Raw genomic sequence first — 25,496 nt, 5'->3', positions numbered from 1 at the left:
GCCTCACCGGGGAATCTTCAATCCGAACTTCGGCGGCTTGATGCGGCTGACAACGGACCGCTTCGGCAGGTTCGTGCCGCCTGCTGAGGGCCCCTCGGGCGGGTTCTTGGGCCCGTGCTTGGTCGGGCGCGCTCCGCCGGCCTCGTCCGGGCCGTTATCGCCGCGGAGCCGGTCGCGTTCGGCCTCGACCTGTGACAGCGCTTCCCGGGTGTCGTCGATCTGCTGCTGCGCCTCAGCGCGCTTGGCCTTCTTTTGCTGGGGGTCGTTCGCTATGCGTTCTAGCTTACGGACCTTACTCTTGAGTTTGCGGGCCTGCTCGTTGAGGTTCTTGACCTGCGTGTCACGGATCTCGGGAGCCGTTTCCTTGAGTTCGCGGAGCTCGCGCGAAACCCGGTTGTACTGGTTGACCGACGCCTGCCGCTTCTGCTTCGCCTGCGCACGCTCGGCACGGGTCATGGCCGTGGCAGCCTGCTCTTTGCGCTCCCGGATGTTCTTTTCGGCCTTGGTGAGCTGCTTCTTGAGGCCCTTCTCGGTCTGACGCGACTCCCGGTACCAGGTCGCGCCGTCGTCCAAGGTGTTAGGCACGTCACTCTCGATCGACAAGGACGTCTTGCCCTCAGCCATCCACTTGTACATCCGCTGAACGAAAATCTTCGCAGGCAGCTTCACCTGGTAGTACCGGTCATGACGGTCCAGCGGGTGGTGGGCCCAGCCGTATGCGTACCAGCCCAGCTTGTACAGCAGGCTGGGCTCGTTCGCGGGGGAGCCGGCTGCCGGGCCAGGCGGGGGCGGGGTCGGGGCCGCCGAAGCATCGGTTGCCGGGCCGGCCAGGATGAACCCGACCGCCGCTACGAGGACCACCAGAGCCATCCGTAAGGGCATGGGCCAAGCGCTGCGGGCTCTCTGGCCGATGGGGGTCGCGTGTGGCGCAGTGTTCACGAATCTTCTCCTTGATCGATCTGGTCGTCACGGGCCGCGGATGCGGCCAGGGAGCCGCCGGCAAGGGGCACAGTGAGGAGATCGCGGTCGACGGCGAGACGGAGCCAGTGGTCGTGAAGCTGGGTGTGTGGATCTCCAACACCAAGGCCCGCCGCGACAAGCTCACTCAGGGGCAGCGTGCTGCCCTCGCGGAGCTGGGGGTTGAGTGGGCATGACTGCCTGCGTTTGCGGGGTGCCCAGGCCGCTCAGGGTGGGCGTAACCGGGTGGGGCCCGCAGATGGTTACGGGACCAGGGCTGACCGACGGCGTCGGACGGTGGCTGCAGGGGTGCAACCGAACACAACCGAACGCGAGTGCTCGGCTCTCACCCTGAACGCGAAGCTTCAAGGGTTTTGACGCACCGTCGGCCAACCGTTACTGGACCTCTTCCAACAGGCTCCAACAAGGCCTACCGTAAACGCTCAGAGTTGCCACGTACATGACGTCGTGTTCGCCCTGCGAGGACGGAGGACCGTCAGCGATGCGCCATCTTCCTGTCCGCACCACCCGCCGAAGAGTCATTGGATCCCTGCTCACCGCGGTGCTGTGCGGTGCGGTACTCACCGCACCGGCCTCGGCAGCGACCCCCGCTCCCGAGACCGCGGCCGCCGCGGCGCCCGGCGACGGGCTGGCTCTTACCCCTCCGATGGGCTTCAACAACTGGAACTCGACCAACTGCCGGGCCGACTTCAACGAGGCCATGGTCAAAAACATCGCCGACATCTTCGTCGAGAAAGGCCTCAAAGACGCCGGCTACGAGTACGTCAACATCGACGACTGCTGGGCGCTGTCGCAGCGCGACGCTCAGGGCAAGCTCGTCCCCGACCCGGTGCGCTTTCCGAACGGCGTCAAGGCCTTGGCCGACTACGTCCACGCCAAGGGCCTGAAGTTCGGGATCTACACCAGCGCCGGCACCAGGACCTGCAGCAACCTAGGCTTCCCGGGAGCACTCGGCCACGAGTACAGCGACGCACAGCAGTTTGCCGACTGGGGAGTCGACTACCTCAAGTACGACAACTGCAACAACCAGGGTCTGGACGCCAAGCAGCGCTACACCACCATGCGCGACGCCTTGCGGGCCGCCACTCGCACAACAGGTCGGCCCATCGTCTACAGCCTCTGCGAGTGGGGCGACAACAAGCCGTGGGAGTGGGCGTCGGAGATCGGCCATCTATGGCGTACGACCCATGACATCACCGACAGCTGGGGCATCATGCTTTCGCTGCTGAAGAAGAACCTGCCACTCGCTCCATACGCCCGCCCGGGTGCCTGGAACGACCCCGACATGCTCGAGGTCGGCAACGGCGGCATGACCGCCACCGAGTACCGCACCCAGTTCTCCATGTGGTCGATCATGGCCGCTCCGCTGTTCATCGGCACCGACCTGCGCAAGGCGAGCGAGGACACCTACCGGATCCTGGGCAACCGCGAGGTCATCGCCGTCGATCAGGACCCGCTGGGCAAGCAGGGCCGGGTGCTCTCCTCCGAGGGCGGCCGCTGGGTCGTGGTGAAGGAGATGGCGGACGGCAGCCGCACGGTGGCTCTGTTCAACGAGAGCGGCAGCCCGCAGCGCATCTCGACCACTGCGACGGAAGCGGGCCTTCCGAAGGCGGGCGCGTACCGGGTCCGCGACCTGTGGCAGCACCAGCACCAGGACTACAACAACGCCGGGATGATATCGGCGACGGTCCCCGCACACGGCACCGTCCTGGTCCGTGTCTCCGTCGACGACGCCTGGGCGTCGTACCCGCCAGCCGTGGAACTGGGCCTCGACGGCAGGCTGCTGGTCGAGGCCGGTGCCACGAAGCAGATCACCACCTCCGTCACCGACCTGGGCCGCACGCCCGCCCGGAACGTCTCGGCGGAGCTGAGCGCGCCCGAGGGCTGGACGGTGCGGGCGACGTCCCCCAACACCGCGGCCGTCCTGCCCACCGGCCACACGCTGACCGCGACCTGGGCAGTGACCGTGCCTCCGGGAACTCCTGCCGGGTCCTACGACCTCGATCTGTCAGCGGCCTACCGCTCGCCGACGGGCGTCCGCGCCCAGCCAGAGCTACCCGCCCAGGTGCAAGTGGTGGTCCCCCCTCCGGCCGGCACCTCGTACCTCAGCGACCTGAGCCCCCTCAGCAGCACGAACGGCAAAGGTCCGGTCGAGAAGGACACCAGCAACGGTTGGGAGAGGGCCGGGGACGGCAATCCCATCACCATCCGCGGCACCGTCTTCTCCAAGGGCCTGGGTGTGCATGCGCCCAGCGCCGTCGAGTACTACACCGGCGGGCGCTGCTCCACAGTGACGGCGCAGGTCGGGCTGGACGACGAGACCCGCGGCTGGGGCACTGTGACGTTCGAGATCTGGGCGGACGGCAAGAGGGCAGCCTCGACCGGCGTGCTCACGGGCGCCATGCCGGCGCAGCCGCTCACCGCAGACGTTTCCGGCGCAGAGACCGTACGGCTGATCGTCACCGACGGCGGGGACAACATCGACTGGGACCACGCCGACTGGGCGGACGCCAAGCTCAGCTGTTGAGACGCGCCCCGTAGCTGAAGCAGCCAGGCTCAGCTGCTTCAGCTACGGCGGCTGCCGCTGCTCGGGCTACTGTAGCTGCGGCGTCGAAGGCCGGGCCACCAGCGACGCTACGCCCCCAGGCACACCGAGTTCCCCCAGAGCCCAGTCGAGCGAATCAGCTTCGGCGTCGTACATTCTGGCAATCAGGGCGGTCTGTTCAGGCAGAAGGATCCGCCTGGGGATCACGATCGTTTCGCGGACCCTGTCGAGAGGCAGGCCCCGGCGGAAGCCCTGCGCGGCGGGGCGAAGCGCATCCTCGTTCGGCGGAAGCGGGAAGCATCGCCGGGCGCCGTTCGAGACGACGATCCCGGCGACGTGGACGTACTCCGCCAGCAGAGGCTCCAGCAGTTCTGCGAGCGCATCGGTCTTGGCGGCGAGCGACATCTCGGCGAAGGGCGTCGGGAAGTGGAAGAGGCCGCTGTGGTCCTCGACCCAGATCCACGCCGTGCCCGCTCCCGTCGTCTTGACGCACTTGCCGCGCACCTTGCCCAGAAGCCTCCTGCCTTGGTCGCTCTCCACGGTGTCCCCAGACAGGATGGTTCCCAGGGGCGCCTTGCCGGGGTGGACGGTCAGTCGCCTTCCGGCGTTGCTGAGTACGTCGATCGAGTCCCCTGATTCCGCACACCGCTGGGCGGCCTCCGCGGCCCGCCTCTTCCAGCTCTCGAAGTCGTCGCCGTTGAGGAGTTCGGGGAAGTTGCCTTCCCAGTAGATCTCACGACCCCTGTCGAGGGCGAAGAGGTGCATCCGGCAGTCGTTCCGGAAGCGCTCGTAGTCGTTGAACTTCTGGTCCTCGGCGAAGGTGAACACCTCGATGAAGACGCGGTCGATGCGGACGTCCCCGGGGCCACCGCTGTCCTTCGCTGGCTCCAACTCGACAGGGAGCCCTCGGGCCGCTCCCATGAGCGCGAGCCGGACCTGCGTTTGGGTGTGCAAGAAACGAGACAGAGTGACGTCCTGGCGGGCATCCCGCTTGACCGTGGCCAGTCCGCCTATCCGGGCTTTCTCCAGGTAGGCGTACGCGGCCCACCACCTCACCGCCTCCACCCATGCTCCTGGCGCGGCTCCGCTCGTGAACTGCAACACCGGGGAGGACCTACCTAGACCCACGAAAGCGTCGCCGGTCCGGCCCGAGGCAGAGGAAGGACTCACGGCCCTGGGCAGCCAGCGGCTGTCGAAGAAGGCGGTGAGGCCGGCCACCGCGCGTTCGGTCACGGCATGACCGGCGGTCGTGAGGTAGTCGGCGCCCTCCGGGCTACCGAACCACGCCGCCCAGTCGATCGGCCGGAGGCCCTGGTCGATCGCCCGCCATATCTCTTCGTCACGAAGGTGCATGCCCGTCATCATGTAGCACCCGCAGACGCGGGCGCGGGATTTTCCCGAGGCCCCAGCGCCTCTTTCCGGCCCGCCCTGGACCAACCCTTCCGGTTCCCACACCACAGCACTTGCGGACAGCGACCGGAGAATACACGGCCATGACCCCTCCGGTACCCGTTTACGGGGAAGCCCTTATTGTGCCCAAAGCGGGCGGCTCCCCGTTGGGAGACAGCGGGCATTCGCTCACGGCAGACGACATTCAATTGCAAAAGACTGGAACCTCGGGCGGATTCATGTCAACGTACAACGACCCGGAAAACACCAGGTCAGAGGAGGGTTGCTCGATGAGTAAGGTCGGAAAGACCGAAATTCCAGCCATGCGAGACTCTCGTTCTGGCGCTATTTCTGCTTAGGGGGTCTGTCTGTCTGATTATGCTATCCGGTAAGCGGACTCTACCGGACTCTGTGTGTGCGTCTGTTCGGCTGGCCTATTCGGTGAGGACCTGCTGTAGCGAAGCTACCGCCACGACATCGCAATTCTCGCCCATATTGCGACGCACTCTGGGGTCGCGAATAGGGATGTGGCCCGGGTAACGGGTATTTCTCAGCGCCTCGCGGCGCGAAATCTTGACCGCCTCGTAGATGGCGCTCTGCTGGTGCTTGTCGCGGACGGCGCGGCCCCGGCTCTGCGCTCGTACCGAATGGATTCATGACCGAGGCTGCCCGGAGCTCCTGCCGATCTCAACCGACGCGGCGCGCGCAACATAGCCGACCGTCGCCGGTTAGCCAAACCGGCGATCGTCAGGACTATTCAGGTGTTCGCCTCCGACTGTGCTTGGCGGTGGAGTCGTAGCGGACATGGGCCTCCTGGGCCCGCTTTGCTTCGTCCCTCACAGGAAGTGCTCCATGCCTACACGACCACTGCTCGTCCCCCCGACCGTGCCCGAACCTACGAGCGCTGTACGGACCTGCTTCCTCAGCGTCAAGGACGCTGCCGCGTACCTCGGCATTTCACCGCACACGCTTTATGTCTGGCGGCACCGACGGCAGGGGCCGCCGAGCTTCCGCTTGGGCCCCCGTGGCCGAGTCATGTATCGGCGGACAGCTCTCGACGCCTGGGTCGATGAGCAGGAAAGCGCAGACTCCCGCTCCAACCCTGCTCTGAGTCCGCTGCGTACACCTCCGCAGCGACGTAACCCCGGTGCTTGATGCCTCGAAGGTTGTCGCGAGCCGTTTCGCTCCCTCCTGAAAGGAAACAAAGTTGGCCGGCTATATCGAGGATCGTTGGCTCAAAAAGAAGAAGGATCCGGTCACCGGGAGAAGAGAGAAGACCGCTCGCTACGGTAAGGGGTAAGCGGTACAAGGTCGCCGGCGTGCCTGGGGTGCGAGACCGATCCTTTGACGTGCTGGAGGACGCCAAGGCGTGGCTTCGCCGCGCCGCTACGGACGAGGAGCGAGGTGAGTTCGTAGACCCGCGTGACGGGTCCATCACGCTGGCCGACTACATCGCGACGCACTGGGCACCGGGGCGAGGCGGTGCTCCGAAAACCAAGGACGGTCAGGAGCGCAGAACGCGTCTCCATATCGTCCCGTACCTGGGGCAGATTCCGCTCAGGAGTATCGCCGCAACGGATCTGCGGGCGTTCATAACCAAGCTGGAGTCGACAGTCTTGTCGGTCGGCTACCAGCGCGGCATCCTGTCCGAGCTTTCCTCCATTCTGGAAGCGGCCGTCGACGACAAGCGCCTCGTGCGCAACCCTATGCACGCGAAATCTGTGCGGTGGCCCAAGTCGCCGCGGGAGCGGCGCGACGCGTGGTCGATGGCTACGGCACTGCGGGTCCGCGATGCCATCAACGAGCGGAACAGGATCGCTGTCGTGGTCGGCTTGGGGTGCGGGCTCCGCCAGGGCGAGGTGTTCGGGCTGAGTCCTGAGGACGTCGACTATGTACGCGGCATGTTTCACGTTCGGCGCCAAGTGCAGGCGATTCACGGAAGGCTGTACTTCGCCCTGCCGAAGGGGAAGAAGATCCGCACGGTGGATCTGCCCCCCTCGGTAGCTGAGGAACTCAAGCGTCACATCGAAGCGTTCCCGCCGGTAGAGGTGGAGCTGCCGTGGGGGAAGCCGGAGGGGGAGAGGGAGAAGTTCTCCCTGTTGCTCACCACGCGCTTCGGCAACGCCGTGGCGGTGAACACATGGAACACCTATACCTGGAAGCCCGCCTTGGCCAAGGCGGGAGTCATCCCGCCACGTGCCGAGGGGCGAAAGCCTGGCAGTGGGCGGCGGCCCCGAAGGACGGTTTCCACGTGCTTCGGCACACCTACGCCTCGATCATGTTGGAAGCCGGAGAGTCCGTCGTGACCCTGGCTCGGTGGCTCGGACACTCCTCGCCGGCGATCACCCTCGGTTACTATGCTCACTTCATGCCGGAAGCTGGCAGCAAGGGGCGCGGCACCATCGACGGTCTGCTTGGGGAGCGGGGAGACCGGCTCGCCAGCCGAAACTCCCCAGATTCTCCCCAGCGCCGTTGACCGGTGATTCCTGCCTCTACGCCCCGGAGAAGTCGTCCGTGGATTGTAAGGCTGAAGAGATAGGTGGCCTGGGAAAGTGTTGGAAGAAGTCGTAGCGACCCGCTATGTCACGCCCTTGCGTGAGGGGGGCTCGCTCCCGGGGATCGTCGAGGCCGACGACCTCGGCACCTATGTCATGAAATTCACCGGCGCCGGACAGGGCCGCAAGACGCTGGTCGCGGAGGTCATCTGCGGACAGCTCGGCCGCAGGCTCGGCCTTCGCGTCCCCGACCTCGTACAGATCCAGCTCGACCCGGTCATCGGGCTCGCCGAGCCCGACCAGGAGGTGCAGGAGCTCCTGAAGGCCAGCGGCGGGCTCAATCTCGGGATGGATTTCCTGCCCGGATCGATCGGCTTCGACTCGCTCGCCTATCAGGTGGACTCCCGGGAAGCCGGCCGGGTCGTCTGGTTCGATGCGCTGATCAATAACGTCGACCGGTCCTGGCGCAATCCCAACATGCTGATCTGGCACGGCGACCTGTGGCTCATCGACCACGGCGCCACCATGATCTGGCATCACAACTGGCCCGGCGCCCAGACGTCCGCGGCCAAGCCGTACAACGCCTCGGACCACGCGCTCGCCCCGTTCGCCCCCGATATCGCGGCGGCGGCCGCCGAACTCGCCCCGCTGGTCACCGAGGAACTGCTCACCGAGGTCGCGGCCGACGTCCCCGACGAATGGCTGGTGGACGAGCCCGGCTTCGACTCCACGGACGAGCTGCGCCGCGCCTATGTGGAGGCGCTGCTACCGCGCGCCGCGACGATTCATGAGCGGATCACGCTGGAGGGCCCCACCGAGCCCAAGCCGTCCCAGGCCCCCGGCTGGCTCACGGAGCACCTCACCCCGTGGCCCCATCCCACCAAGAAGAAGAACGACAAGGACGGCCAGCGGTGAGCGAGCGCGATGTCTTCGAGTACGCGCTGCTGCGCGTGGTGCCACGGGTGCAGCGCGGCGAGTTCTTCAACGCGGGCGTGGTCGTCTACTGCCGCGCACGGGGTTTCGTCGCAGCCCGTACCCATCTCGACGAGACCAAGTTGAAGGCCCTGGACCCGACCGCCGACGTGGTCGGTGTACGGGCCGCTCTGCGCGCCGTCGAGGGTGTCTGCCGCGGTGGTACGGACGCGGGCCAGGCGGCCCGCGACGACGCGGGCCGCCGCTTCCGCTGGCTGATCGCCCCGCGCTCCACCGTCGTCCAGCCGAGCCCCGTGCACAGTGGCCTCACGAACGACCCGGAAGCCGAGGTCGAACGGCTGCTCGACCTGCTGGTGCGCTGATTCCCCGTCCCCGCGGCGCCGCCCGTGACCACCGCGGCAGCGGCGCCGCCGGGTGTGACATGCGCCCCTGCGGCCGTGAGCCGTTGACACCCGGTGCCAGGGCTTCTAGCGTCTCGTCTGCTGAAGGTACTAAGCGGTTGCTCAGTCATCGGGGAGGTTCCGCGCACGCGAAGGATTCGTGCCGGGAGCGCCACGACGTCCGCTGAGCCCCGATCCAAGGGCGAGGAGAACCAAGCATGTCCACCACCGAGCAGCGCGTCGCCATCGTGACCGGAGCGGCGCGGGGCATTGGCGCCGCCACCGCTGTACGCCTGGCGGCCGAGGGCCGCGCCGTCGCCGTACTCGACCTCGACGAGGCGGCCTGCAAGGACACCGTCGAGAAGATCACCGCCGCCGGGGGGACCGCTCTCGCCGTCGGCTGCGATGTGTCGGACAGCGCCCAGGTGGAAGCCGCGGTCGCGCGGGTCGCCGCCGAGCTCGGCGCCCCGACGATCCTCGTCAACAACGCGGGCGTGCTCCGCGACAACCTGCTCTTCAAGATGACCGAGTCCGACTGGGACACCGTGATGAACGTGCACCTCAAGGGCGCGTTCCTGATGGCCAAGGCCGTCCAGAAGCACATGGTGGACGCCAAGTTCGGCCGTATCGTCTCGCTCTCCTCGTCCTCGGCGCTCGGCAACCGCGGCCAGGCCAACTACTCCGCCGTCAAGGCCGGGCTGCAGGGCTTCACCAAGACGCTCGCCAAGGAGCTCGGCAAGTTCGGCATCACCGCCAACGCAGTCGCCCCCGGCTTCGTCGTCACCGAGATGACCGCGCAGACCGCGGCCCGGATCGGCATGGGCTTCGAGGAGTTCCAGGCCGCCGCCGCCACCCAGATTCCGGTGCAGCGTGTCGGCCGACCCGAGGACATCGCCAACGCCATCGCCTTCTTCACGGGCGACGAGGCCGGCTTCGTCTCCGGCCAGGTCATGTACGTCGCCGGCGGACCGCTCAACTGACCCGAAGGGTTATGGACATCATGACTGTGCAGGACAGCGGGAAGGTGGCGCTGATCACGGGCGCGAGCCGGGGTATCGGCTACGGCATCGCCGAGGCGCTCGTGGCCCGCGGCGACCGGGTGTGCATCACCGGACGTGGCGAGGACGCTCTCAAGGAGGCCGTCGAGCAGCTCGGCTCCGACCGCGTCATCGGCGTGGCGGGCAAGGCGCACGACGAGGCCCACCAGGCGGCGGCGGTCGAGCGCACCATGGAGGCGTTCGGCCGGGTCGACTTCCTGATCAACAACGCCGGTACGAATCCGGTCTTCGGCCCGATCGCGGAACTCGACCTCGATGTCGCCCGCAAGGTCTTCGAGACGAATGTGATCTCGGCGCTCGGTTTCGCCCAGCAGACCTGGAAGGCCTGGCAGAAGGAGAACGGCGGGGCGATCGTCAACATCGCCTCGGTCGCCGGTATCTCAGCCTCGCCCTTCGTCGGCGCGTACGGCATGAGCAAGGCCGCCATGGTCAACCTGACCCTTCAGCTGGCGCACGAGTTCGCGCCGGTCGTCCGGGTCAATGCGATCGCCCCCGCGGTGGTGAAGACGAAGTTCGCCCGGGCGCTGTACGAGGGCCGCGAGGCGGAGGTCACCGCGGCCTATCCGCTCGGCCGGCTGGGAGTCCCCGAGGACATCGGCGGCGCCGCCGCGTTCCTCACGTCGAGCCAGAGCGACTGGATCACGGGACAGACCCTGGTGGTCGACGGCGGAATGTTCCTCAATGCGGGCGTGGGCTGAGAACAGCCTGAGCGGGTTTGGACCTTATTGACTCAAGTGCCCTGTCGGGCCTGTGGATTGACCCGACGGGGCACTGCGGTATGGTCTGCCGACCCATGGCTGATCGAGGAGCGTTCACGTGTTCTACCGGGCCAGTTTGCAGGCCGCTGCAGTCCTTGCTTCCCTTTCCCTGCTGGCCGGCTGCGGACTTCTTTCCGACAGCGGCTCGAATGTGGAGCAGAAGATCGTCGTCGGTACGACCAGTGAGCCCTCCACCCTCGATCCGGCGGCGGCATGGGACAACTCCTGGGAACTGATGCGGAATGTCTTCCAGACCCTGGTGAGTTTCCCCACCGGCAGTACCACCCCCGAGCCCGATGCCGCGGAATGGTGCAAGTTCACCGATGCGACCAGTACGGCCTACCGGTGCAAACTCCGCAAGGGCCTGAAGTTCTCCAATGGTGACAATCTCGACGCCGAGGCCGTGAAGTACTCCATCGACCGGATCTCGGCCATCAAGGTCAAGGGCGGCCCCGCCGGCATGCTCGGCTCGCTGGACCGGGTCGAGACCAAGGGCGACGACATGGTCGTCTTCCATCTCACCAAGCCGGACGCCACGTTCCCCTTCATTCTGGCCACGCCCGCGATGTCGCTGGTGGCGCCCAGCGACTACGCGAAGCACAAGATCCGAAACGACGGGAAGGTCACCGGATCCGGTCCCTACCTCCTGGATGCGTACAAGCCGGGGAGCCGGTCCGAACTGGTGAAGAATCCGGACTACAAGGGGTTCGCCAACCGTAAGAACGACGCTGTGACCATCCGGTACTTCAAGGAATCCGCCCCGGTGGTCGCCGCGTTGAAGAAGAAGGAGATAGACGCGATCTATCGCGGCCTCACCGCCGAGGAGGTCGTCAATCTGGAAGACAACGAGGACAAGAACAGCGATCTGCAGATCGTGGAGACCGTCGGCGCGGACATCCGGTTCCTGGTCTTCAACCCCGGGGATCCGGCTGCCGGGAACGTCGCCGTGCGGCGGGCCATCGCCCAGCTCGTCGACCGCGATGCCTTGGTCGCCAAGGTCTACCAGGGCACGGCCGAGCCGCTGTACTCCATGGTCCCCAAGGGCATCGGGGGACACACCACCAGCTTCTTCGACGCCTACGGCGACCCCGACAAGGCCAAGGCGAAGCAGATCCTCGTCAAGGCCGGCATCACCGAACCCGTCGCGATGACGTTCTGGTTCGCGACCGACCGGTACGGCTCCTCCACGGCCCCCGAATTCGACGAGCTCAAGCGTCAGCTGGAAGCCTCCGGACTGTTCCGGATCACGCTGAAGAGCAAGCCCTGGAAGGAGTTCCAGGAGGGCTTCACCAAGGGCCAGTACCCCGTCTTCGGCCGCGGCTGGTTCCCGGACTTCCCGGACCCGGACAACTTCATCGCCCCCTTCGTGGGCAAGGACAGCGTCACCGGGACGCCCTACATGAAGCGTGAGATCTCCGAGCAGGTGCTGCCGCAGACCCGCAAGGAGAGCGACCGGGGCGCGGTCAGCAAGCAGTTCGAACGGGCCCAGCGGATCCTGGTCGACGACGTGCGACTGCTGCCGCTGTGGCAGGGCAAGCTGTACGTCGCTTCGGGCGAGGACATCGGCGGCGGCGAGCGCGCCCTGGACCCGCAGACGGTCATGCAGATGTGGGAGCTGTACCGCAAGGCCAGCTGGTAGGCCCCGGCCGGGCTCGCGAGGTCCGTTGTCAGTGGCCCCCGGTAGGTTCTCGGGTGAAGAACGTATTACCTACCGGAGGTTGTAGACGTGACCGACACCGACCTGTTGCCCGAGTCCTGGCGCGGCGTCCTCGGCGAAGAGCTGCAGAAGCCCTACTTCAAGGAGCTCACCGGGTTCGTCGAGGAGGAGCGGGCCAAGGGGCCGGTCTATCCGCCGCGCGACCAGGTGTTCGCCGCCCTGGAGGCCACGCCCTACGACAAGGTGAAGGTCCTCGTCCTCGGCCAGGACCCGTACCACGGAGAGGGACAGGGGCACGGCCTGTGCTTCTCCGTGCGGCCGGGTGTGAAGACGCCGCCCTCCCTGCGGAACATCTACAAGGAGATGAAGGACGAGCTCGGTCTGCCCGTCCCGGACAACGGGTATCTGATGCCCTGGGCCCAGCAGGGCGTCCTGCTGCTCAACGCGGTGCTGACGGTGCGCGCGGGCGAGGCCAACTCGCACAAGGGCAAGGGCTGGGAGAAGTTCACCGACGCGGTGATCCGCGCGGTCGCCTCGCGGCCCGATCCGGCGGTCTTCGTGCTCTGGGGCAACTACGCCCAGAAGAAGCTCCCGCTGATCGACGAGGAGCGCCACGCGGTGGTGAAGGGCGCGCACCCTTCACCGCTGTCCGCCAAGAAGTTCTTCGGCTCCCGTCCGTTCACGCAGATCAACGAGGCGGTGGCGGCGCAGGGGCACGAGGCCATCGACTGGCGCATTCCCGACCTGGGCTGATGCCGCGGTCCGGGCCGGGGCCGGTGGAGGGCGCCCGGTGGACAGGCCCGGACGCCCGCCCGAGCCTCAGCGGGATTGGCCGCGGCTGCGGCTAGCGTCGACCGGGACCGGTCGGTCGGGAACGGGTGGACAGGGACAGGGAGGCCGCGGTGACGGAGCAGCGGGAGGCGTCGAAGGACGCCGTCATGACCAGGATCGGCCAGGCCATCATGCTCCTGCACGGCGGTGACCGGGAGGAGGCCCGCAATCGCTTCGGCGGCATCTGGTCGGAGATCGGCGAGGACGGTGACGCCCTGCACCGGTGCACCCTCGCCCACTACATGGCTGACACCCAGGACGACCCCGGTGATGAACTGGCTTGGGACCTACGAGCGTTGACCGCGGCCGACAGCCTGACCGACGAGCTGGCGGCGCAGCACTCCGACGCGCTCGCGGTGCGGGCGTTCTATCCCTCGCTCCATCTCAACCTCGCGGCGGACTATGTGAAGCTCCAGCGCCCCGAGGCGGCCCGGATCCATCTGGACCGGGCGTACGCCGCCTCCGGCGTGCTCGCGGAGGACGGGTCGGACGACGGATACGGGGGAGGGGTCCGGGCGGCGATCGTGCGGCTGGAGCTGAGGCTGCGGGGGATGTGAGCGGTGCCTCGCCCGGGCGGGGCACCGCTCACATCCCCCGGCACCGGGAGAGCGGCGTTCCGGTATCGGATGACGGCTTGGCTCTCCAGTGCCGGGCTCAGTGGTTGCTTCGCCTGTGCCGGACGACGGTCTGGCGTGCCGGGCTCAGTGGCCGTAGGTGTTCTCGCAGATCCGGGACTGCGGGCTGTCCGCGGGCCAGTGCCCGTACCCCCGTCCCAGTGCGCAGACGTCCGTTCCGGTGACGGGGGTCGGTACGGCCGGGACGGGAGCGGTCACGGCGGGCGGGGCGTGACGCGGCCGGGGCCGGGCCGCCGCGGGATGGTTCCGGTGCCGCGGTGCGCGGGCCGCGGCGCGGCCGGCGTCCGGCGGTGCGCCCGCCGGGGTGGACGCGGCGGCGGACGGCGCGGGGGCCGGTAGGGCTTCCAGACTGTCGTGGACGGGTGGCCGCGCGATCTGCGGCGCCAGGTCCTGGGCAGGGCTGCTGATCCGGGGCGGAACATCCGGCTGCGGGGTCACGGACACACAGCCGGACAGCGTCGTGACCGCGACGCCGAACAGGAGGTTCAGGGTGATTCTGGTTCGTTGCACCTGATTAACTCTGCTGTGCGGAACCGGCTTTCAGTGAGCCGGGAAGCCGGGATTGGCCCGCACGAGTGACGCCGGTCAGCGCAACGCCCCAGCGGATCCCAGCATCCCGCGCAGCAGTTCGGCGAAGCCGGTACGCAGTTCCTCCTCCGTCGGTACGGAGCGGTGGTACGACCCTGCGGCGCACGAGAACATCAGCCCCTCGCACCAGGCCACCAGGGACAGGCTGTGTCGCTCGGGCTCGGCCGATCCGGCCGCCGTCATCAGCGCCATCAGCGGCTCGCGGAACTGCCGGCCTGTCGCGTCGAAGAACTCCCGCAGCTCGGGGCGGCGGGTGGCCTCCAGGGCGAGCTCGTAGCGGCAGATGAGCAGTTCGGGATGGCGGGTGAGATAGCGGTGCAGGGTCAGCGCGAGACCGGCGACCAGCGGCTCCGGGCCGTGTCCCTGTGCGGGGTCCGGAACCGGAAGTTCCGCGGGGGTGAGCACCCGCGCCTCGCGCTCCGCCAGCCGTCGCACCGTCGCCTCCAGCAGGGACTGCCGGGTGCGTGCGTAATTGGACGTCGACCCCTGGGGGAGTCCGGCGCGCTCGTCCACCGCGCGGTGGGTCAGCCCGCGCATCCCGCGTTCGGCGAGGAGCGCGAGGGCGGCATCGGTAATGAGATCGGCCCGAGAGGTGCCGGTGGTGCGTGTGGCCATGAGGTCAACCTACCTTCGACACTACATCTGTAGTACGGTGAATGGGTCACTACGGGTGTAGTTTCGAGAATTCGAGGAGAAGCGATGAAGCATCCCCACGCCGTCGTCATCGGCAGCGGAATCGGAGGCCTCACCACAGCGGTGGCCCTGCACACGAGCGGTTGGCGGGTCACCGTTCTGGAGCGCGCCGCCTCCCTGGAACCCGTCGGCGCCGGTATCGCCCTGGCTCCCAACTCCCAGCGCGCCCTGGACGTCATCGGCCTCGGCGACGGGATCAGGTCCCTCGCCGCCTGGCAGGGCGAGGGCGGCATGCGCACCCCGGGCGGCCGCTGGCTCTCCCGTACGAACAGCGCCGCCGCGACCGAGCGGTTCGGCGGCCCGCTCGTCCTGCTGCACCGGGCCACCTTCGTCGACAGCCTCGTGGCCCGGCTGCCCGACTCCACCGTCCACACCGGCGTCGCCGCGGAACTGCTGGACCCGGGCGTCGCGGGCGGTGCGCGCGCCGTGGTGCGGACGGTGTCCGGGACCATCGAAGCCGACCTCGTGATCGGTGCCGACGGCATCAGGTCCGGCGTACGCGATGTCCTCTTCCCGGCCCACCCCGGGCCCTCGTACGCCGGATTCACCACCTGGCGCCTCGTCGTCCCCGACGCAGGGCGGCTCTTCGCCCCGCACGAGACCTGGGGGCGCGGCGCGCTCTGGGGTACCCAGCCGCTCAAGGACGGCCGGATCTACGCCTACGCGGCCGCCGTCGCCCCCGCCGGAACTCATGCCGCCGACGACGAGAAGGCGGAGCTGATGCGCCGGTTCGGCAGCTGGCACGACCCGATCCCCTCCGTCATCGCCGCCGCCGAGCCCGGCCAGGTGCTCCGTAACGACGTGCACCACCTGATCGACCCCCTGCCCGCCTTCCACCGGGGCCGCACCGTCCTCGTCGGCGACTCCGCGCACGCCATGGCCCCCACCCTCGGCCAGGGCGGCAACCAGGCGGTCGAGGACGCCATCGTGCTCGCCCATCACGTGACGCCGGACCGGGACCTCGGCGCGGCCCTGGCCGGGTACACCGCCGACCGGCTGCCCCGCACAACGGCCATCGTCCGCAAGGCAGCAAAGGCCTCCCGGCTGATGCGCCTGACCGGCGCCCCGGCCGTATTGCTGCGCGATGCCCTGATTGCCGGCGTCTCGCGGCTCGGGCCCACTCTCGTCCTGCGCACCTTCGACGGCATCGCGGACTGGCAGCCGCCGGGGCACACGTATGCTGCCCGGACGAAGGACGCGCACCGGCCACCGCGGTAGACATCCGCTCGCACGAACAGCTTCACGGGCGACCCTCACCGGTGAAAGCCGCGCCGGCCGGCGCCGAACAGTGAGAGGGAGAACCCCGTGAAGGTCGGCTGCATCGGGCTCGGCGACATCGCGCAGAAGGCGTATCTGCCGGTTCTGACTACTTTGCCCGGGGTCGAACTGCATCTGCAGACCCGCACCCCCGCCACCCTGACGGCGGTCGCCGAGACCCACCGGATCCCGTCCGGGCAGCGCCACACCGACCTCGGATCACTGCTCGCCGAGGGCCTGGACGCCGCGTTCGTCCACGCGCCCACCGCCGTACATCCGGAGATCGTGGGGCGGCTGCTGGACGCGGGCGTCGCCACCTACGTCGACAAGCCGCTGGCCTATGAACTCGCCGATTCCACGCGGCTGGTGAGCCTGGCCGAGGAGCGCGGGGCGAGCCTCGCAGTCGGATTCAACCGCAGGCTCGCGCCCGGATACGCGCAGTGCGCCGAGCACCCGCGCGAGCTGATCCTCATGCAGAAGAACCGGGTCGGCCTGCCCGAGGAACCACGCACCATGGTGCTCGACGACTTCATCCATGTCGCCGACACCCTGCGCTTCCTCGCCCCGGGGCCGATCGAGCACACCGTCGTACAGGCCAGGATCCGTGACGGTCTGATGCACCATGTCGTGCTGCAGCTGTCCGGTGACGGATTCACCGCGATCGGCCTGATGAACCGGCTCAGCGGCTCGACCGAGGAACGGCTGGAGGTCTCCGGCCAGGACTCCAAGCGCGAGGTCGTGAACCTCGCCGAGGTGATCGATCACAAGGGCCAGCCGAGCGTACGCCGGCGCGGCGACTGGGTTCCGGTGGCCCGTCAGCGCGGCATCGAGCAGAGCGTGCTGTCGTTCCTGGACGCCGTACGGGCCGGAAAGGTGCTGAGCGCCAGGGACGCCCTGCAGACGCACGAGCTGTGCGAGCGCGTCCTGCGCGACCTGGATTGCGCCTAGGGCCTTTCGGGCCCTGGGAGGGTGCTGAAGGTCGGGGCCCGGCCAGGATCTTCAGCACCATCCTGGGCCTTCCGATCCGGGATGCGTGGGGACCCGCTCCGGTGCAGGCTGAGGAGATGGACCACCGGCCCGTGGAGGTGACCTCGTGAGGCCCCACGACGAGCCAAAGGGCTGGGGAGCGCTCCAGCCGCCGCCCGGCTACTACTCGGCCGACGGGCGGCCGCCCGACGCGATGCAGCGCGGTCTGATCCTCGACTGGGCGGTCAACCAGCGGATCGCGAGCGGCTGGCGTGTGGAGTCGCGGTCCGAGACGCAGGTCGTCATGGTCCGGGGCCGGCCGCTCAACCATGTGCTGCACGCCCTCCTGACGGTGTTCACCTGCTTTCTCTGGGGCGCGGTGTGGCTGGTGCTGGCCGTGACCAACAAGGTCGAGCGGGTCTCGCTCACCGTCGACGCCCAGGGGCACATCATCTCCGTGAACGGCCCGGGATAGTCCGGCGGCCGGCCCCCTCCCCACCCTGGCTCACTCCGCGGGCCCGCCGCGTGAGCCGACCGCCGGGGCGTTCGCACCCCTCGCACGGCCCGGCCCACCCCCGTCACGCCTCCTGAGCATCCGCACCGCCTCGCACGCGAAGAACACGGCCAGCACCGCCCACGCCCCGTGCACCGGCCAGTCGCCCAGCCGCACATAGAGGGTGGTACCGGACGCCAGCGGTACGTCGAACACCGCGGCCCCACTCGTATCCGTACCGAGCGGGGCACCGATCCGCGCGCCCTGCGGGCCGTACACCGCACTGACGCCGGTGAGCGTGGCGTGCACCATCGGGCGGCCGTTCTCGGCGGCCCGCAGTGCCCCGAGCGAGGCGTGCTGTTCGGGAGCCCAGCTGTGCTGGAACGTCGCGGTCGAGGACTGGGCGATCAGAATTTGCGCGCCGTCCCGGGTCAGCCGCCGGCTCATGTCGGGGAACGCGGACTCGAAGCAGATCAGCGGCCCGATGCGCAGACCCTTCCCGCCGTCGGCTCCGGGGAGCCACATCGTGACCGGGTGGGTGCCGCGCAGCCGGTCCTGGCCTGCCGCCTTGCCCACGGACGTGGCCCACCCGAGCACCGAACGGGCCGGGACGTACTCCCCGAACGGCACCAGGCGCATCTTGTCGTACCGCTGTCCCGTCAGCCCGTGCGGACCCACCAGCACCGCGGACTTGAAGATCCCCGTCCGGCCCGATGCGTCGGTCTGCCGGGCATCCATGTTGACCAGCACATCCGCGCCCACCCGACGCGACAGGGCCGCGATCCGAGCGGTGATGTCCGGGTGCTGGGAGAGATCCATCCCTACACTGCTCTCGCCCCACACCACAAGATCGAGACCGCGTCCCGCCAGCGATGCGGTCAGCCGCTCACTGACGGCGAGCCGCCGCTCGACGCTGTGGGGACCCGCGAGCACACCCGGCTGCACGACGGCGACCCTGGCCACGCCCGACGGCTCGGGGCGCGGCGCCCACTGGACCATCGCCCCCACCGCCAGGGCGCAGGTCACGACGGAGACGACGGCGACCGTCCGGGCGGCCGCGCTCACGAACAGCAGGACCACGGCGGTGTTCACAGCGACCAGCAGAAGACTCACCAGCCACACCCCGCCGACCGATGCCACCCGGAGCGCCGGGGCCACCTCCCACTGGCTCGCGCCGAGCAGCCCCCAGGGACCGCCGAGCCCCTCCCAGGAGCGGACCAGCTCGATCATCAGCCAACCGCACGGCACCACCACGACCGCGGCCGCCGCGGATGCGACGCGCACCCGCCCGCGCAGCGTCCGGAAGACCAACAGCCCCCACGGCGCCCACAGCAGACCGAGCAGGGCAGCCAGGATCACGATGAACACATGGACACTCGGCACCAGCCAGTGATGCACGGCGAGCAGATAGCCCATCCCGCCGAGCCAGCCGTCGAGCGCCGCCCGGCGCCCCGTACCGGCGGAACGGATCAGCAGCAGCCACGGCACCAGAGCGACGTAGGCGAGCCACCACAGGGAAGGGACGGGGAAGGCGAGCGCGGGCAGCGCACCGGCGAGCAGGGCGAAGCAGCCGCGCCACCCTCCGGACCGCGGAATCCGCTGCCACCGCTCGCGCCGACCCGCCGGAATCCGCATGCCGCGCCTCCCTGGTCAGCAGTGTCGCCCCTGGGCTCCCGTTCCGCAGTTCTTCCCCGGCGCCGGCGAGCGGAAGCACCCGGTGGGCCGGGTCAGCCCGCGACGTGCGAGCCCGCTGTGCCGCGCCACTTCTCGTCGACGGTCACGGTACGGATTCCCCAGCCGCTCCCCGTACGCGAGAGGGTGAAGGCGTACCGCCCGCCGGAGACGAAGTTCGGCGCGCCCGCTTCCGCACCGAATCCGCCCGCGCCGCCCGCCGTGCCCTCCAGCCGCATCGGGTTCAGGTAGTCGGCCCGCACCTCGGCGCGGTCGCCCGGGTAGCCGCCCAGATCCTGGATGTCGAGCCGGCGGTTCACGATCAGATGCTGGCGTACGGGGAAGAGCCGCATGGTCTCCGCAAGCCACTGGGCGACCTCGGCGGCGGGCCCTTCGATGCCGCCCGCGCTGCGGTAGTCGGCGCGGCCGTCCGCGGTGAACAGGGCCCGGTAGTCCGCCCATGCGCCGTCGTCCACCGCCCTCGCATATCCGGTGATCACTGCATCGATGGACAGCTGGTCCATCACGGTCGAGAGATCCACGCGCTGCGTCATCGGGTCAGTGTCTGCCCGCGGGAGTGCGACGCCAAGAGGCGTGCACGCACGGGCGGGTCGCGCCGATCTCAGCAGGGCACCACGGCCACCGGGCCGAGCGCGTGCGTGAGCGTGGTCTGTGCGACGGGGGAGAGCCCGAGCCCGAGGGACTCACCGCCCTTGCGCCGCCCGATCACGGTCAGCGCCGCGGTCGCCGAGGCTGTGACCAGAGTGCGTGAGGCGGAGCCGCCGACCGGTTCCCTGACGACCTCGACCTGCGGGTACCTCTCCTGCCGGCCCGCGGTGAGTTCGGCGAGGGTGCGCTCGGCCGCGCCCGCCGCCGCGTCCCGGTCGAAGACGGGGCCGCCGGACAGCATCGAGGAGAACATCGTCCAGCCGTGCACGATCCGCAGCCGCGCACCCGGCCGGGACGCGGCCGTCGCGAAGGCGAAGTCCAGCACCGCTTCACTGCTCTCGTCGGCGGCCACGCCCGCGACGATGTCGGGGTAGGCCTCCGCCGCCTCCCTCTCGTCCTCTTCCGACGGTCCGCTGTGGATGACGACCACGGGGCACTTGGCCATCGAGGCGGTCGCCAGGCTGTTGGAGCCGAGCATCAGGGACCGGAAACCGCCCAGACCGCGCGAGCCGACGACCACCAGCGACGCGTCGCGGCTGAGCGCGGTGAGCGCCGCCGCGGGGAAGTCCAGGGGTGCGAGCGTCGTCGGGTGCAGATCCGGAGCGATCTCGCACACCCTCCGTACGGACCGGGTGAGCAGCTCCTCCGCCCCGCGCAACTGCGTCTCCCGGACGACCGGCCCGGTCGGCGTCCGGGCATGCACGATCACCAGCGCGAGCCCCCGGCGGACGGCTTCGCGCGCGGCCCAGTCGAGTGCCTCGCGGCTGTGCGACGAGCCGTCGACGGCTGCGATCACGGGACGGTCGGCGGTGGTCATGATTCCCTCCAGATTCCGGCGGTACGTGTCCCAGGGTGGTGCGCGCACAAGCCGTACGGCAGGGCCTTTCGGCCCCATCTGCCCGAGGCCGGCCGCCCGGACCGGTCGACTCGTGTCCGGTTCACCCTCGACCACCTTGTGCCGTTCAGCCGTGGCGGCAGTCTCCTCGCCACGGCCAACGCCCGCTCAGCGCACCGCAAGTGCAACAGCAGCAGGGGCAACCGGACCGAGGCGCGGCGTTCCGCGGTTTCGGCGGGCACCGACCGGCACATGGGAACCCGGCGGGCCGCAGATCAAGAACCTGGACGAACCCGTTCAAACCCCTCGTCTAACCCGCCGACTCACCGGCGTGCGGGCTCAGGACACCGGCTGCCACCAGCGCGAACAGGGCAATCCCGAGAAGCACGCGGTAGATGACGAAGGGCATGAAGCTCTTGGTCGTGATGAACTTCATGAACCACGCGATGACGGCGTACCCCACGCCGAACGCGATGAACGTCGCGAAGATCGTCGGCCCCCACGACACATGCCCCTCACCCGCGTCCTTCAGCTCGAAGACACCCGAGGCCAGCACCGCGGGGATCGCCAGGAGGAAGGAGTAGCGGGCCGCCGCCTCGCGGGTGTACCCCATCAGCAGACCGCCGCTGATGGTGGCGCCGGAGCGGGAGACACCGGGGACCAGCGCCATGGCCTGGCAGAAACCGAAGATCAGGCCGTCCTTGACGCCGAGTTCCCTGAGAGTCTTGCGCTCCTTGCTGGCCCGGTGCCTGCCCCCTGCCTCGTCACGGGCGGCGAGGCGGTCGGCGATGCCGAGGACGATGCCCATGACGATCAGCGTGGTGGCGATCAGCCGCAGATCGCGGAAGGGCCCCTCGATCTGGTCCTTGAACGTCACACCGAGCACGCCGATGGGGATGGAGCCGACGATGACCAGCCAGCCCATCTGGGCGTCGTGGTCGCCGCGCATCGACCGGTCCATCAGCGAGCGGAACCAGGCAGAGACGATCCGGACGATGTCCTTGCGGAAGTAGATGAGGACGGCCGCCTCCGTGCCGATCTGGGTGATGGCGGTGAACGCCGCACCAGGGTCGTGCCAGCCGGCGAACGCAGCGGTCAGCCGCAGATGCGCGCTGGAGGAGATCGGCAGGAACTCGGTCAGTCCCTGAACGAGGCCCAGGACGAACGATTCGAACCAGCTCATGGGGCTTTGGCCATCCCGGGAATGATCGTGCATCGGCCGACGGTCATGGGTGCCGTCGGCCAAGTGCGGATTTGCGGTCGAATGAGGGCAGGGCCGTGCCGCGCCCGGAGATCTTCGGTCGGTCGCGGGCAGGGTACCGCCCTCAGATGAACAGCTTGATGAACAGCTTCACGCGCACCCGTGCCGCCCTCGCTGCTGCCCGCTCCGACGCGCACCGGACCACACGGCTCACTCGGCGGAGAGGCGGTGGCGCTTGCGCCAGGCGACGACGGCCGCGCCGAGCCCCGTCAGCACGATGAAGCCCATCGCCGCCAGGAACGCGGGCGATGTCGGTGACGAGGCCTCACTGCCCGCGACGACATACGCCGCGGTGTTCGGGATCGAGCCGAGCCCGGTGGCGGCCAGAAACGGCGGATACCCCATGCGTGAGACCGCCGCGCAGTAGTTGGCCGCCGCGAACGGGACACCGGGGAACAGCCGCAGCGCCAGCATCGAGCGGAAACCGTGCCGGCTCAGCTGACCGTCCGCCGCCCTGAGCCAGCGCCCGCGCAGCAGCGTTCGGAGCGCGTCCTGCCCGAGCACCCGGCCCAGCCCGAACGAGATGCCCGCGCCGAGGACCGTGCCCGCCAGCGCCGCGGCCAGACCCGCCTGCGAACCGAAGAGCGCGCCCGCGGCGACATTGAGCAGGGGCCGCGGTACGAAGGCCACGGTGCACGCGCCGTACGCGACACCGAACAGCACCACTGCGGCGGCGCCCCCGCTCAGCCGGCCGGGCCAGTCGGCGGCGAGCAGCCGCTGGGGTTCGAGGAGCAGCATCGCCGCCGCGGCGGCCAGCAGCACCACCACGAGCAGCGAGAACCGGGACCAGGGCGACAGCAGCGCCCTCATGCAGCGCGCGGCGAGACCGGTGGCGGGCCGGGCGGCGGGGACGGGGTCGAGCATGCGGGGAGACTAACCGACGCCCGTGGGTGATCGCGGTATCGCGAACGGTGTGGTACGGGCGGCCCGTACCACTCCCGGCGCCCTGCCGGACGCCTTGCCCCCGCCGGCGCCCGGACGCCGAACTCCTGTATCCCGCCCGCCATGTCCGCCGGAAAACCATTCGACGTCGCCACATCCCTCGGCCATGATCGGACCCATGTTCCGGTACGCCTTTCCCGCAGCGCGGTCCGCAGTCGCGGACGCGCCGAAGGCTGCCGTGAACCCCGTCATCGCAGCGGCACTTGTCGCCGCGGCAGCACTCACCGCTGCTGCGGCGCCCCTCGGCGGCGCCCGAAGCTGACCCTCCCCCGACAGTCCGGCGGACCCCGTAAGGGGAGGGTCGGCGGGGCCCTGGGGTCTTCTCTCTCAGCTTCGAATTCCAAGGAATGAGCCATGCCCAAGACGGCGTACGTGCGCACCAAGCCGCACCTCAACATCGGCACCATGGGCCACGTCGACCACGGCAAGACCACCCTGACCGCTGCCATCACCAAGGTCCTCAGCGACCGGGGAACCGGCACGTTCGTCCCGTTCGACCGGATCGACCGGGCGCCGGAGGAGACGCAGCGCGGCATCACCATCAACATCGCGCACGTCGAGTACGAGACCGACACCCGCCACTACGCCCATGTCGACATGCCGGGCCACGCCGACTACATCAAGAACATGGTTACCGGCGCCGCCCAGCTCGACGGGGCGATCCTCGTCGTCTCCGCGCTCGACGGGATCATGCCGCAGACCGCCGAGCACGTCCTGCTCGCCCGGCAGGTGGGTGTCGACCACATCGTCGTGGCCCTCAACAAGGCCGACGCGGGCGACCCCGAGCTGACCGACCTGGTCGAGCTGGAGGTCCGCGAGCTGCTCTCCGCGCACGGCTACGGCGGTGACTCCGTCCCCGTCGTACGCGTGTCGGGCCTCAAGGCTCTGGAGGGCGACCCGCGCTGGACCGCGGCCGTCGAGGCGTTGCTGGACGCCGTCGACACGTACGTGCCGATGCCGGTCCGCTACACCGACGCGCCGTTCCTGCTGTCGGTGGAGAACGTCCTGACCATCACCGGCCGGGGCACCGTCGTCACCGGAGCCGTCGAGCGGGGCACCGTGCGGGTCGGCGACCGGGTGTCGGTGCTGGGACCGGACATCGAGACGGTCGTCACCGGCCTGGAGACCTTCGGGAAGCCGATGGAGTCCGCGGAGGCCGGCGACAACGTGGCCCTGCTGCTGCGCGGCGTGGAGCGCGACCGGGTCCGCCGCGGCCATGTGGTCGCGGCGCCAGGCAGCGTGACGCCGAGCCGCCGCTTCACCGCGCAGGTGTACGTCCTGTCGGCGCGGGAGGGCGGCCGGACCACGCCGGTCACCACCGGCTACCGGCCGCAGTTCTACATCCGCACCGCGGACGTCGTCGGAGACGTCGACCTCGGCGCGGTGGCGGTGGCGCGCCCCGGCGACACGGTCGACCTGACCGTCGAACTGGGCCGTGACGTCCCGCTGGAGACCGGACTCGGCTTCGCGATCCGCGAGGGCGGCCGCACCGTCGGCGCGGGCACCGTCACCGGACTGCTCTGACGCGTGCCGCACCAAGGGCCCGCTTCCCGTACCCCGCGGGAGGCGGGCCCGACGGCTTGCGCAAGACTGACGGCATGACAGAAACAGCACTGGTGCTCGGTGCCGGCGGCGTCACCGGCAGCGCCTGGGAAACGGGAATTCTGTACGGACTCGCACAGGCGGGTGCGGACCTCACCGATGCCGACCTGATCATCGGCAGCTCGGCGGGCGCGGTGGTCGGCGCGCAGCTGGCCTCAGGGCTGCTCGGCCTTCCGGAACTGTACGAACTCCAGCTCGCCGACCCGCAGGACATGACCGGCGGCAAGCTCGGCGCACTCACGCTCCTGCGCTACGCGGGGGCCGTACTGACCGCCCGTACCCCCGAGGCATACGGCCGGAAGCTGGCCGGGATCGCGCAGGGCGCACGCCTCGGTGTCACCGCGGAAGAACGGCGCGCGGCGATCGCCGAACGCCTACCGACGACCGACTGGCCCGAGCGGCCCCTGCGCGTCACCGCGGTCGACGCGACCACCGGCGAACTCCACACGTTCGACAAGGACAGCGAGGTGCCCCTCGTCGACGCCGTCACCGCGAGCTGCGCCGTCCCGGCCGTCTGGCCGGTCGCCACCGTCGGGGGACGGCCCTGGATCGACGGCGGGGTGCACTCCCCGGCAAACGCCCATCTCGCCGCGGGCTACGGACGCGTCGTCGTCATCGCGCCGACGGCCAGTGGCAACAAGGCCATCGCGTCGCCGCGCTCACAGGCGGCCGAACTCGCCGCGAAGGGCGCCCGCGTCGAGGTCATCACCCCGGACGCGGCGGCGAAGAAGGCGTTCGGCCACAACCCCCTCGACCCGGGCCACCGGGCCGCGGCGGCCCGCGCCGGGCTCGCCCAGGCGGTGGCGCACGCCGAAGCCGTCGCCGCGGTCGTGAACAGCTGATCCGGCACCCCACAATGG

The 25,496-nt window shown here is 69.3% G+C and carries 29 protein-coding genes; 20 read left to right on the top strand and 9 right to left on the bottom strand.

The window, feature by feature from the left end; all coding sequences use genetic code 11:
- Positions 1-3: 3 nt before the first annotated feature.
- On the bottom strand, positions 4-870 hold the full coding sequence (locus ACZ7L9_RS25535; protein ID WP_471418516.1) for a zinc ribbon domain-containing protein: 867 nt from the start codon (positions 868-870) through the stop codon (positions 4-6).
- Positions 871-950: 80 nt separating this feature from the next.
- On the opposite strand from ACZ7L9_RS25535, the gene ACZ7L9_RS25530 reads away from it, so the two are divergent.
- A complete protein-coding gene (locus ACZ7L9_RS25530) occupies positions 951-1,154 on the top strand; it encodes a helicase associated domain-containing protein (protein WP_471418699.1) in 204 nt (67 codons plus the stop codon).
- A 305-nt stretch (positions 1,155-1,459) separates the two neighbouring features.
- Complete coding sequence (locus tag ACZ7L9_RS25525) at positions 1,460-3,505, top strand: NPCBM/NEW2 domain-containing protein (protein ID WP_471418514.1); 2,046 nt, start codon at positions 1,460-1,462, stop codon at positions 3,503-3,505.
- Between the two features lie 66 nt (positions 3,506-3,571).
- Here the strand turns inward: ACZ7L9_RS25525 and ACZ7L9_RS25520 are convergent, their stop codons facing one another.
- Positions 3,572-4,876: a hypothetical protein gene (locus ACZ7L9_RS25520; RefSeq protein WP_471418512.1), complete on the bottom strand. Its 1,305-nt coding sequence runs from the start codon at positions 4,874-4,876 to the stop codon at positions 3,572-3,574.
- Positions 4,877-5,388: 512 nt separating this feature from the next.
- On the opposite strand from ACZ7L9_RS25520, the gene ACZ7L9_RS25515 reads away from it, so the two are divergent.
- The 11 genes from ACZ7L9_RS25515 (at position 5,389) to ACZ7L9_RS25465 (ending at position 13,581) form a co-directional block, all read left to right on the top strand.
- Positions 5,389-5,571, top strand: coding sequence for a winged helix-turn-helix transcriptional regulator (locus ACZ7L9_RS25515; RefSeq protein WP_471418691.1), 183 nt, complete (start codon positions 5,389-5,391; stop codon positions 5,569-5,571).
- A 145-nt stretch (positions 5,572-5,716) separates the two neighbouring features.
- A complete protein-coding gene (locus tag ACZ7L9_RS25510; protein WP_471418510.1) occupies positions 5,717-6,067 on the top strand; it encodes a helix-turn-helix transcriptional regulator in 351 nt (116 codons plus the stop codon).
- Positions 6,068-6,261: 194 nt separating this feature from the next.
- Entirely contained in the window at positions 6,262-7,218 is a 957-nt protein-coding gene (locus ACZ7L9_RS25505; RefSeq protein WP_471418507.1) for a tyrosine-type recombinase/integrase, read from the top strand.
- Entirely contained in the window at positions 7,191-7,388 is a 198-nt protein-coding gene (locus ACZ7L9_RS25500) for an integrase (RefSeq protein ID WP_471418505.1), read from the top strand. Before ACZ7L9_RS25505 ends, ACZ7L9_RS25500 begins: the two co-directional genes overlap by 28 nt.
- Before the next feature lie 76 nt (positions 7,389-7,464).
- Entirely contained in the window at positions 7,465-8,322 is an 858-nt protein-coding gene (locus ACZ7L9_RS25495) for a HipA family kinase (protein ID WP_471418503.1), read from the top strand.
- On the top strand, positions 8,319-8,702 hold the full coding sequence (locus ACZ7L9_RS25490; RefSeq protein ID WP_471418501.1) for a DUF3037 domain-containing protein: 384 nt from the start codon (positions 8,319-8,321) through the stop codon (positions 8,700-8,702). The genes ACZ7L9_RS25495 and ACZ7L9_RS25490 overlap by 4 nt, the downstream gene beginning before the upstream one ends.
- Before the next feature lie 236 nt (positions 8,703-8,938).
- On the top strand, positions 8,939-9,700 hold the full coding sequence (gene fabG, locus ACZ7L9_RS25485) for a 3-oxoacyl-ACP reductase FabG (RefSeq protein WP_471418499.1): 762 nt from the start codon (positions 8,939-8,941) through the stop codon (positions 9,698-9,700).
- Between the two features lie 20 nt (positions 9,701-9,720).
- Positions 9,721-10,476: an SDR family oxidoreductase gene (locus ACZ7L9_RS25480; protein ID WP_471418497.1), complete on the top strand. Its 756-nt coding sequence runs from the start codon at positions 9,721-9,723 to the stop codon at positions 10,474-10,476.
- A 118-nt stretch (positions 10,477-10,594) separates the two neighbouring features.
- Positions 10,595-12,175 (top strand): ABC transporter substrate-binding protein, encoded by a 1,581-nt coding sequence (locus ACZ7L9_RS25475; RefSeq protein ID WP_471418495.1) that lies wholly within the window; start codon positions 10,595-10,597, stop codon positions 12,173-12,175.
- Positions 12,176-12,262: 87 nt separating this feature from the next.
- Positions 12,263-12,946, top strand: a complete 684-nt coding sequence (locus ACZ7L9_RS25470) for a uracil-DNA glycosylase (RefSeq protein WP_471418493.1) — start codon at positions 12,263-12,265, stop codon at positions 12,944-12,946.
- Between the two features lie 149 nt (positions 12,947-13,095).
- Positions 13,096-13,581, top strand: a complete 486-nt coding sequence (locus tag ACZ7L9_RS25465; RefSeq protein WP_471418491.1) for a hypothetical protein — start codon at positions 13,096-13,098, stop codon at positions 13,579-13,581.
- Between the two features lie 144 nt (positions 13,582-13,725).
- Here ACZ7L9_RS25465 and ACZ7L9_RS25460 read toward each other — a convergent pair whose 3' ends face one another.
- Positions 13,726-14,169, bottom strand: coding sequence for a hypothetical protein (locus ACZ7L9_RS25460; protein WP_471418489.1), 444 nt, complete (start codon positions 14,167-14,169; stop codon positions 13,726-13,728).
- 75 nt (positions 14,170-14,244) lie between these two features.
- Positions 14,245-14,862, bottom strand: a complete 618-nt coding sequence (locus ACZ7L9_RS25455; RefSeq protein WP_471418486.1) for a TetR/AcrR family transcriptional regulator — start codon at positions 14,860-14,862, stop codon at positions 14,245-14,247.
- A gap of 84 nt (positions 14,863-14,946) precedes the next feature.
- Here ACZ7L9_RS25455 and ACZ7L9_RS25450 point away from each other — a divergent pair, with 84 nt between their 5' ends.
- The 3 genes from ACZ7L9_RS25450 (at position 14,947) to ACZ7L9_RS25440 (ending at position 17,638) form a co-directional block, all read left to right on the top strand.
- Positions 14,947-16,158 (top strand): FAD-dependent monooxygenase, encoded by a 1,212-nt coding sequence (locus ACZ7L9_RS25450; RefSeq protein ID WP_471418484.1) that lies wholly within the window; start codon positions 14,947-14,949, stop codon positions 16,156-16,158.
- Positions 16,159-16,245: 87 nt separating this feature from the next.
- A complete protein-coding gene (locus ACZ7L9_RS25445; protein ID WP_471418482.1) occupies positions 16,246-17,145 on the top strand; it encodes a Gfo/Idh/MocA family protein in 900 nt (299 codons plus the stop codon).
- A gap of 145 nt (positions 17,146-17,290) precedes the next feature.
- A complete protein-coding gene (locus ACZ7L9_RS25440; RefSeq protein ID WP_471418480.1) occupies positions 17,291-17,638 on the top strand; it encodes a hypothetical protein in 348 nt (115 codons plus the stop codon).
- Between the two features lie 30 nt (positions 17,639-17,668).
- Here the strand turns inward: ACZ7L9_RS25440 and lnt are convergent, their stop codons facing one another.
- The 3 genes from lnt to ACZ7L9_RS25425 form a co-directional block, all read right to left on the bottom strand.
- Complete coding sequence (gene lnt / locus ACZ7L9_RS25435; protein ID WP_471418478.1) at positions 17,669-19,291, bottom strand: apolipoprotein N-acyltransferase; 1,623 nt, start codon at positions 19,289-19,291, stop codon at positions 17,669-17,671.
- Between the two features lie 92 nt (positions 19,292-19,383).
- Entirely contained in the window at positions 19,384-19,881 is a 498-nt protein-coding gene (locus ACZ7L9_RS25430; protein WP_471418476.1) for a nuclear transport factor 2 family protein, read from the bottom strand.
- Positions 19,882-19,949: 68 nt separating this feature from the next.
- On the bottom strand, positions 19,950-20,813 hold the full coding sequence (locus ACZ7L9_RS25425) for a universal stress protein (RefSeq protein WP_471418474.1): 864 nt from the start codon (positions 20,811-20,813) through the stop codon (positions 19,950-19,952).
- On the opposite strand from ACZ7L9_RS25425, the gene ACZ7L9_RS25420 reads away from it, so the two are divergent.
- Entirely contained in the window at positions 20,694-21,230 is a 537-nt protein-coding gene (locus ACZ7L9_RS25420) for an HNH endonuclease (protein ID WP_471418471.1), read from the top strand. The genes ACZ7L9_RS25425 and ACZ7L9_RS25420 overlap by 120 nt on opposite strands.
- Here ACZ7L9_RS25420 and ACZ7L9_RS25415 read toward each other — a convergent pair.
- Both ACZ7L9_RS25415 and ACZ7L9_RS25410 read right to left on the bottom strand, forming a co-directional pair.
- A complete protein-coding gene (locus ACZ7L9_RS25415; protein WP_471418469.1) occupies positions 21,142-22,014 on the bottom strand; it encodes an undecaprenyl-diphosphate phosphatase in 873 nt (290 codons plus the stop codon). The genes ACZ7L9_RS25420 and ACZ7L9_RS25415 overlap by 89 nt on opposite strands.
- 228 nt (positions 22,015-22,242) lie before the next feature.
- Positions 22,243-22,956 (bottom strand): TVP38/TMEM64 family protein, encoded by a 714-nt coding sequence (locus ACZ7L9_RS25410; RefSeq protein WP_471418468.1) that lies wholly within the window; start codon positions 22,954-22,956, stop codon positions 22,243-22,245.
- Between the two features lie 184 nt (positions 22,957-23,140).
- Here ACZ7L9_RS25410 and ACZ7L9_RS25405 point away from each other — a divergent pair, with 184 nt between their 5' ends.
- From ACZ7L9_RS25405 to ACZ7L9_RS25395, 3 genes are all read left to right on the top strand, one after another.
- A complete protein-coding gene (locus tag ACZ7L9_RS25405; RefSeq protein ID WP_471418466.1) occupies positions 23,141-23,296 on the top strand; it encodes a hypothetical protein in 156 nt (51 codons plus the stop codon).
- Between the two features lie 92 nt (positions 23,297-23,388).
- Positions 23,389-24,558, top strand: coding sequence for an elongation factor Tu (tuf, locus tag ACZ7L9_RS25400; protein WP_471418463.1), 1,170 nt, complete (start codon positions 23,389-23,391; stop codon positions 24,556-24,558).
- 74 nt (positions 24,559-24,632) lie between these two features.
- On the top strand, positions 24,633-25,478 hold the full coding sequence (locus tag ACZ7L9_RS25395) for a patatin-like phospholipase family protein (RefSeq protein ID WP_471418461.1): 846 nt from the start codon (positions 24,633-24,635) through the stop codon (positions 25,476-25,478).
- Positions 25,479-25,496: the final 18 nt, after the last annotated feature.

Source organism: Streptomyces sp. NPDC111516 (genome assembly GCF_055635345.1).
Note: the sequence above shows the minus strand (reverse complement) of the source record. Positions and strands in the feature narration are given on the sequence as shown.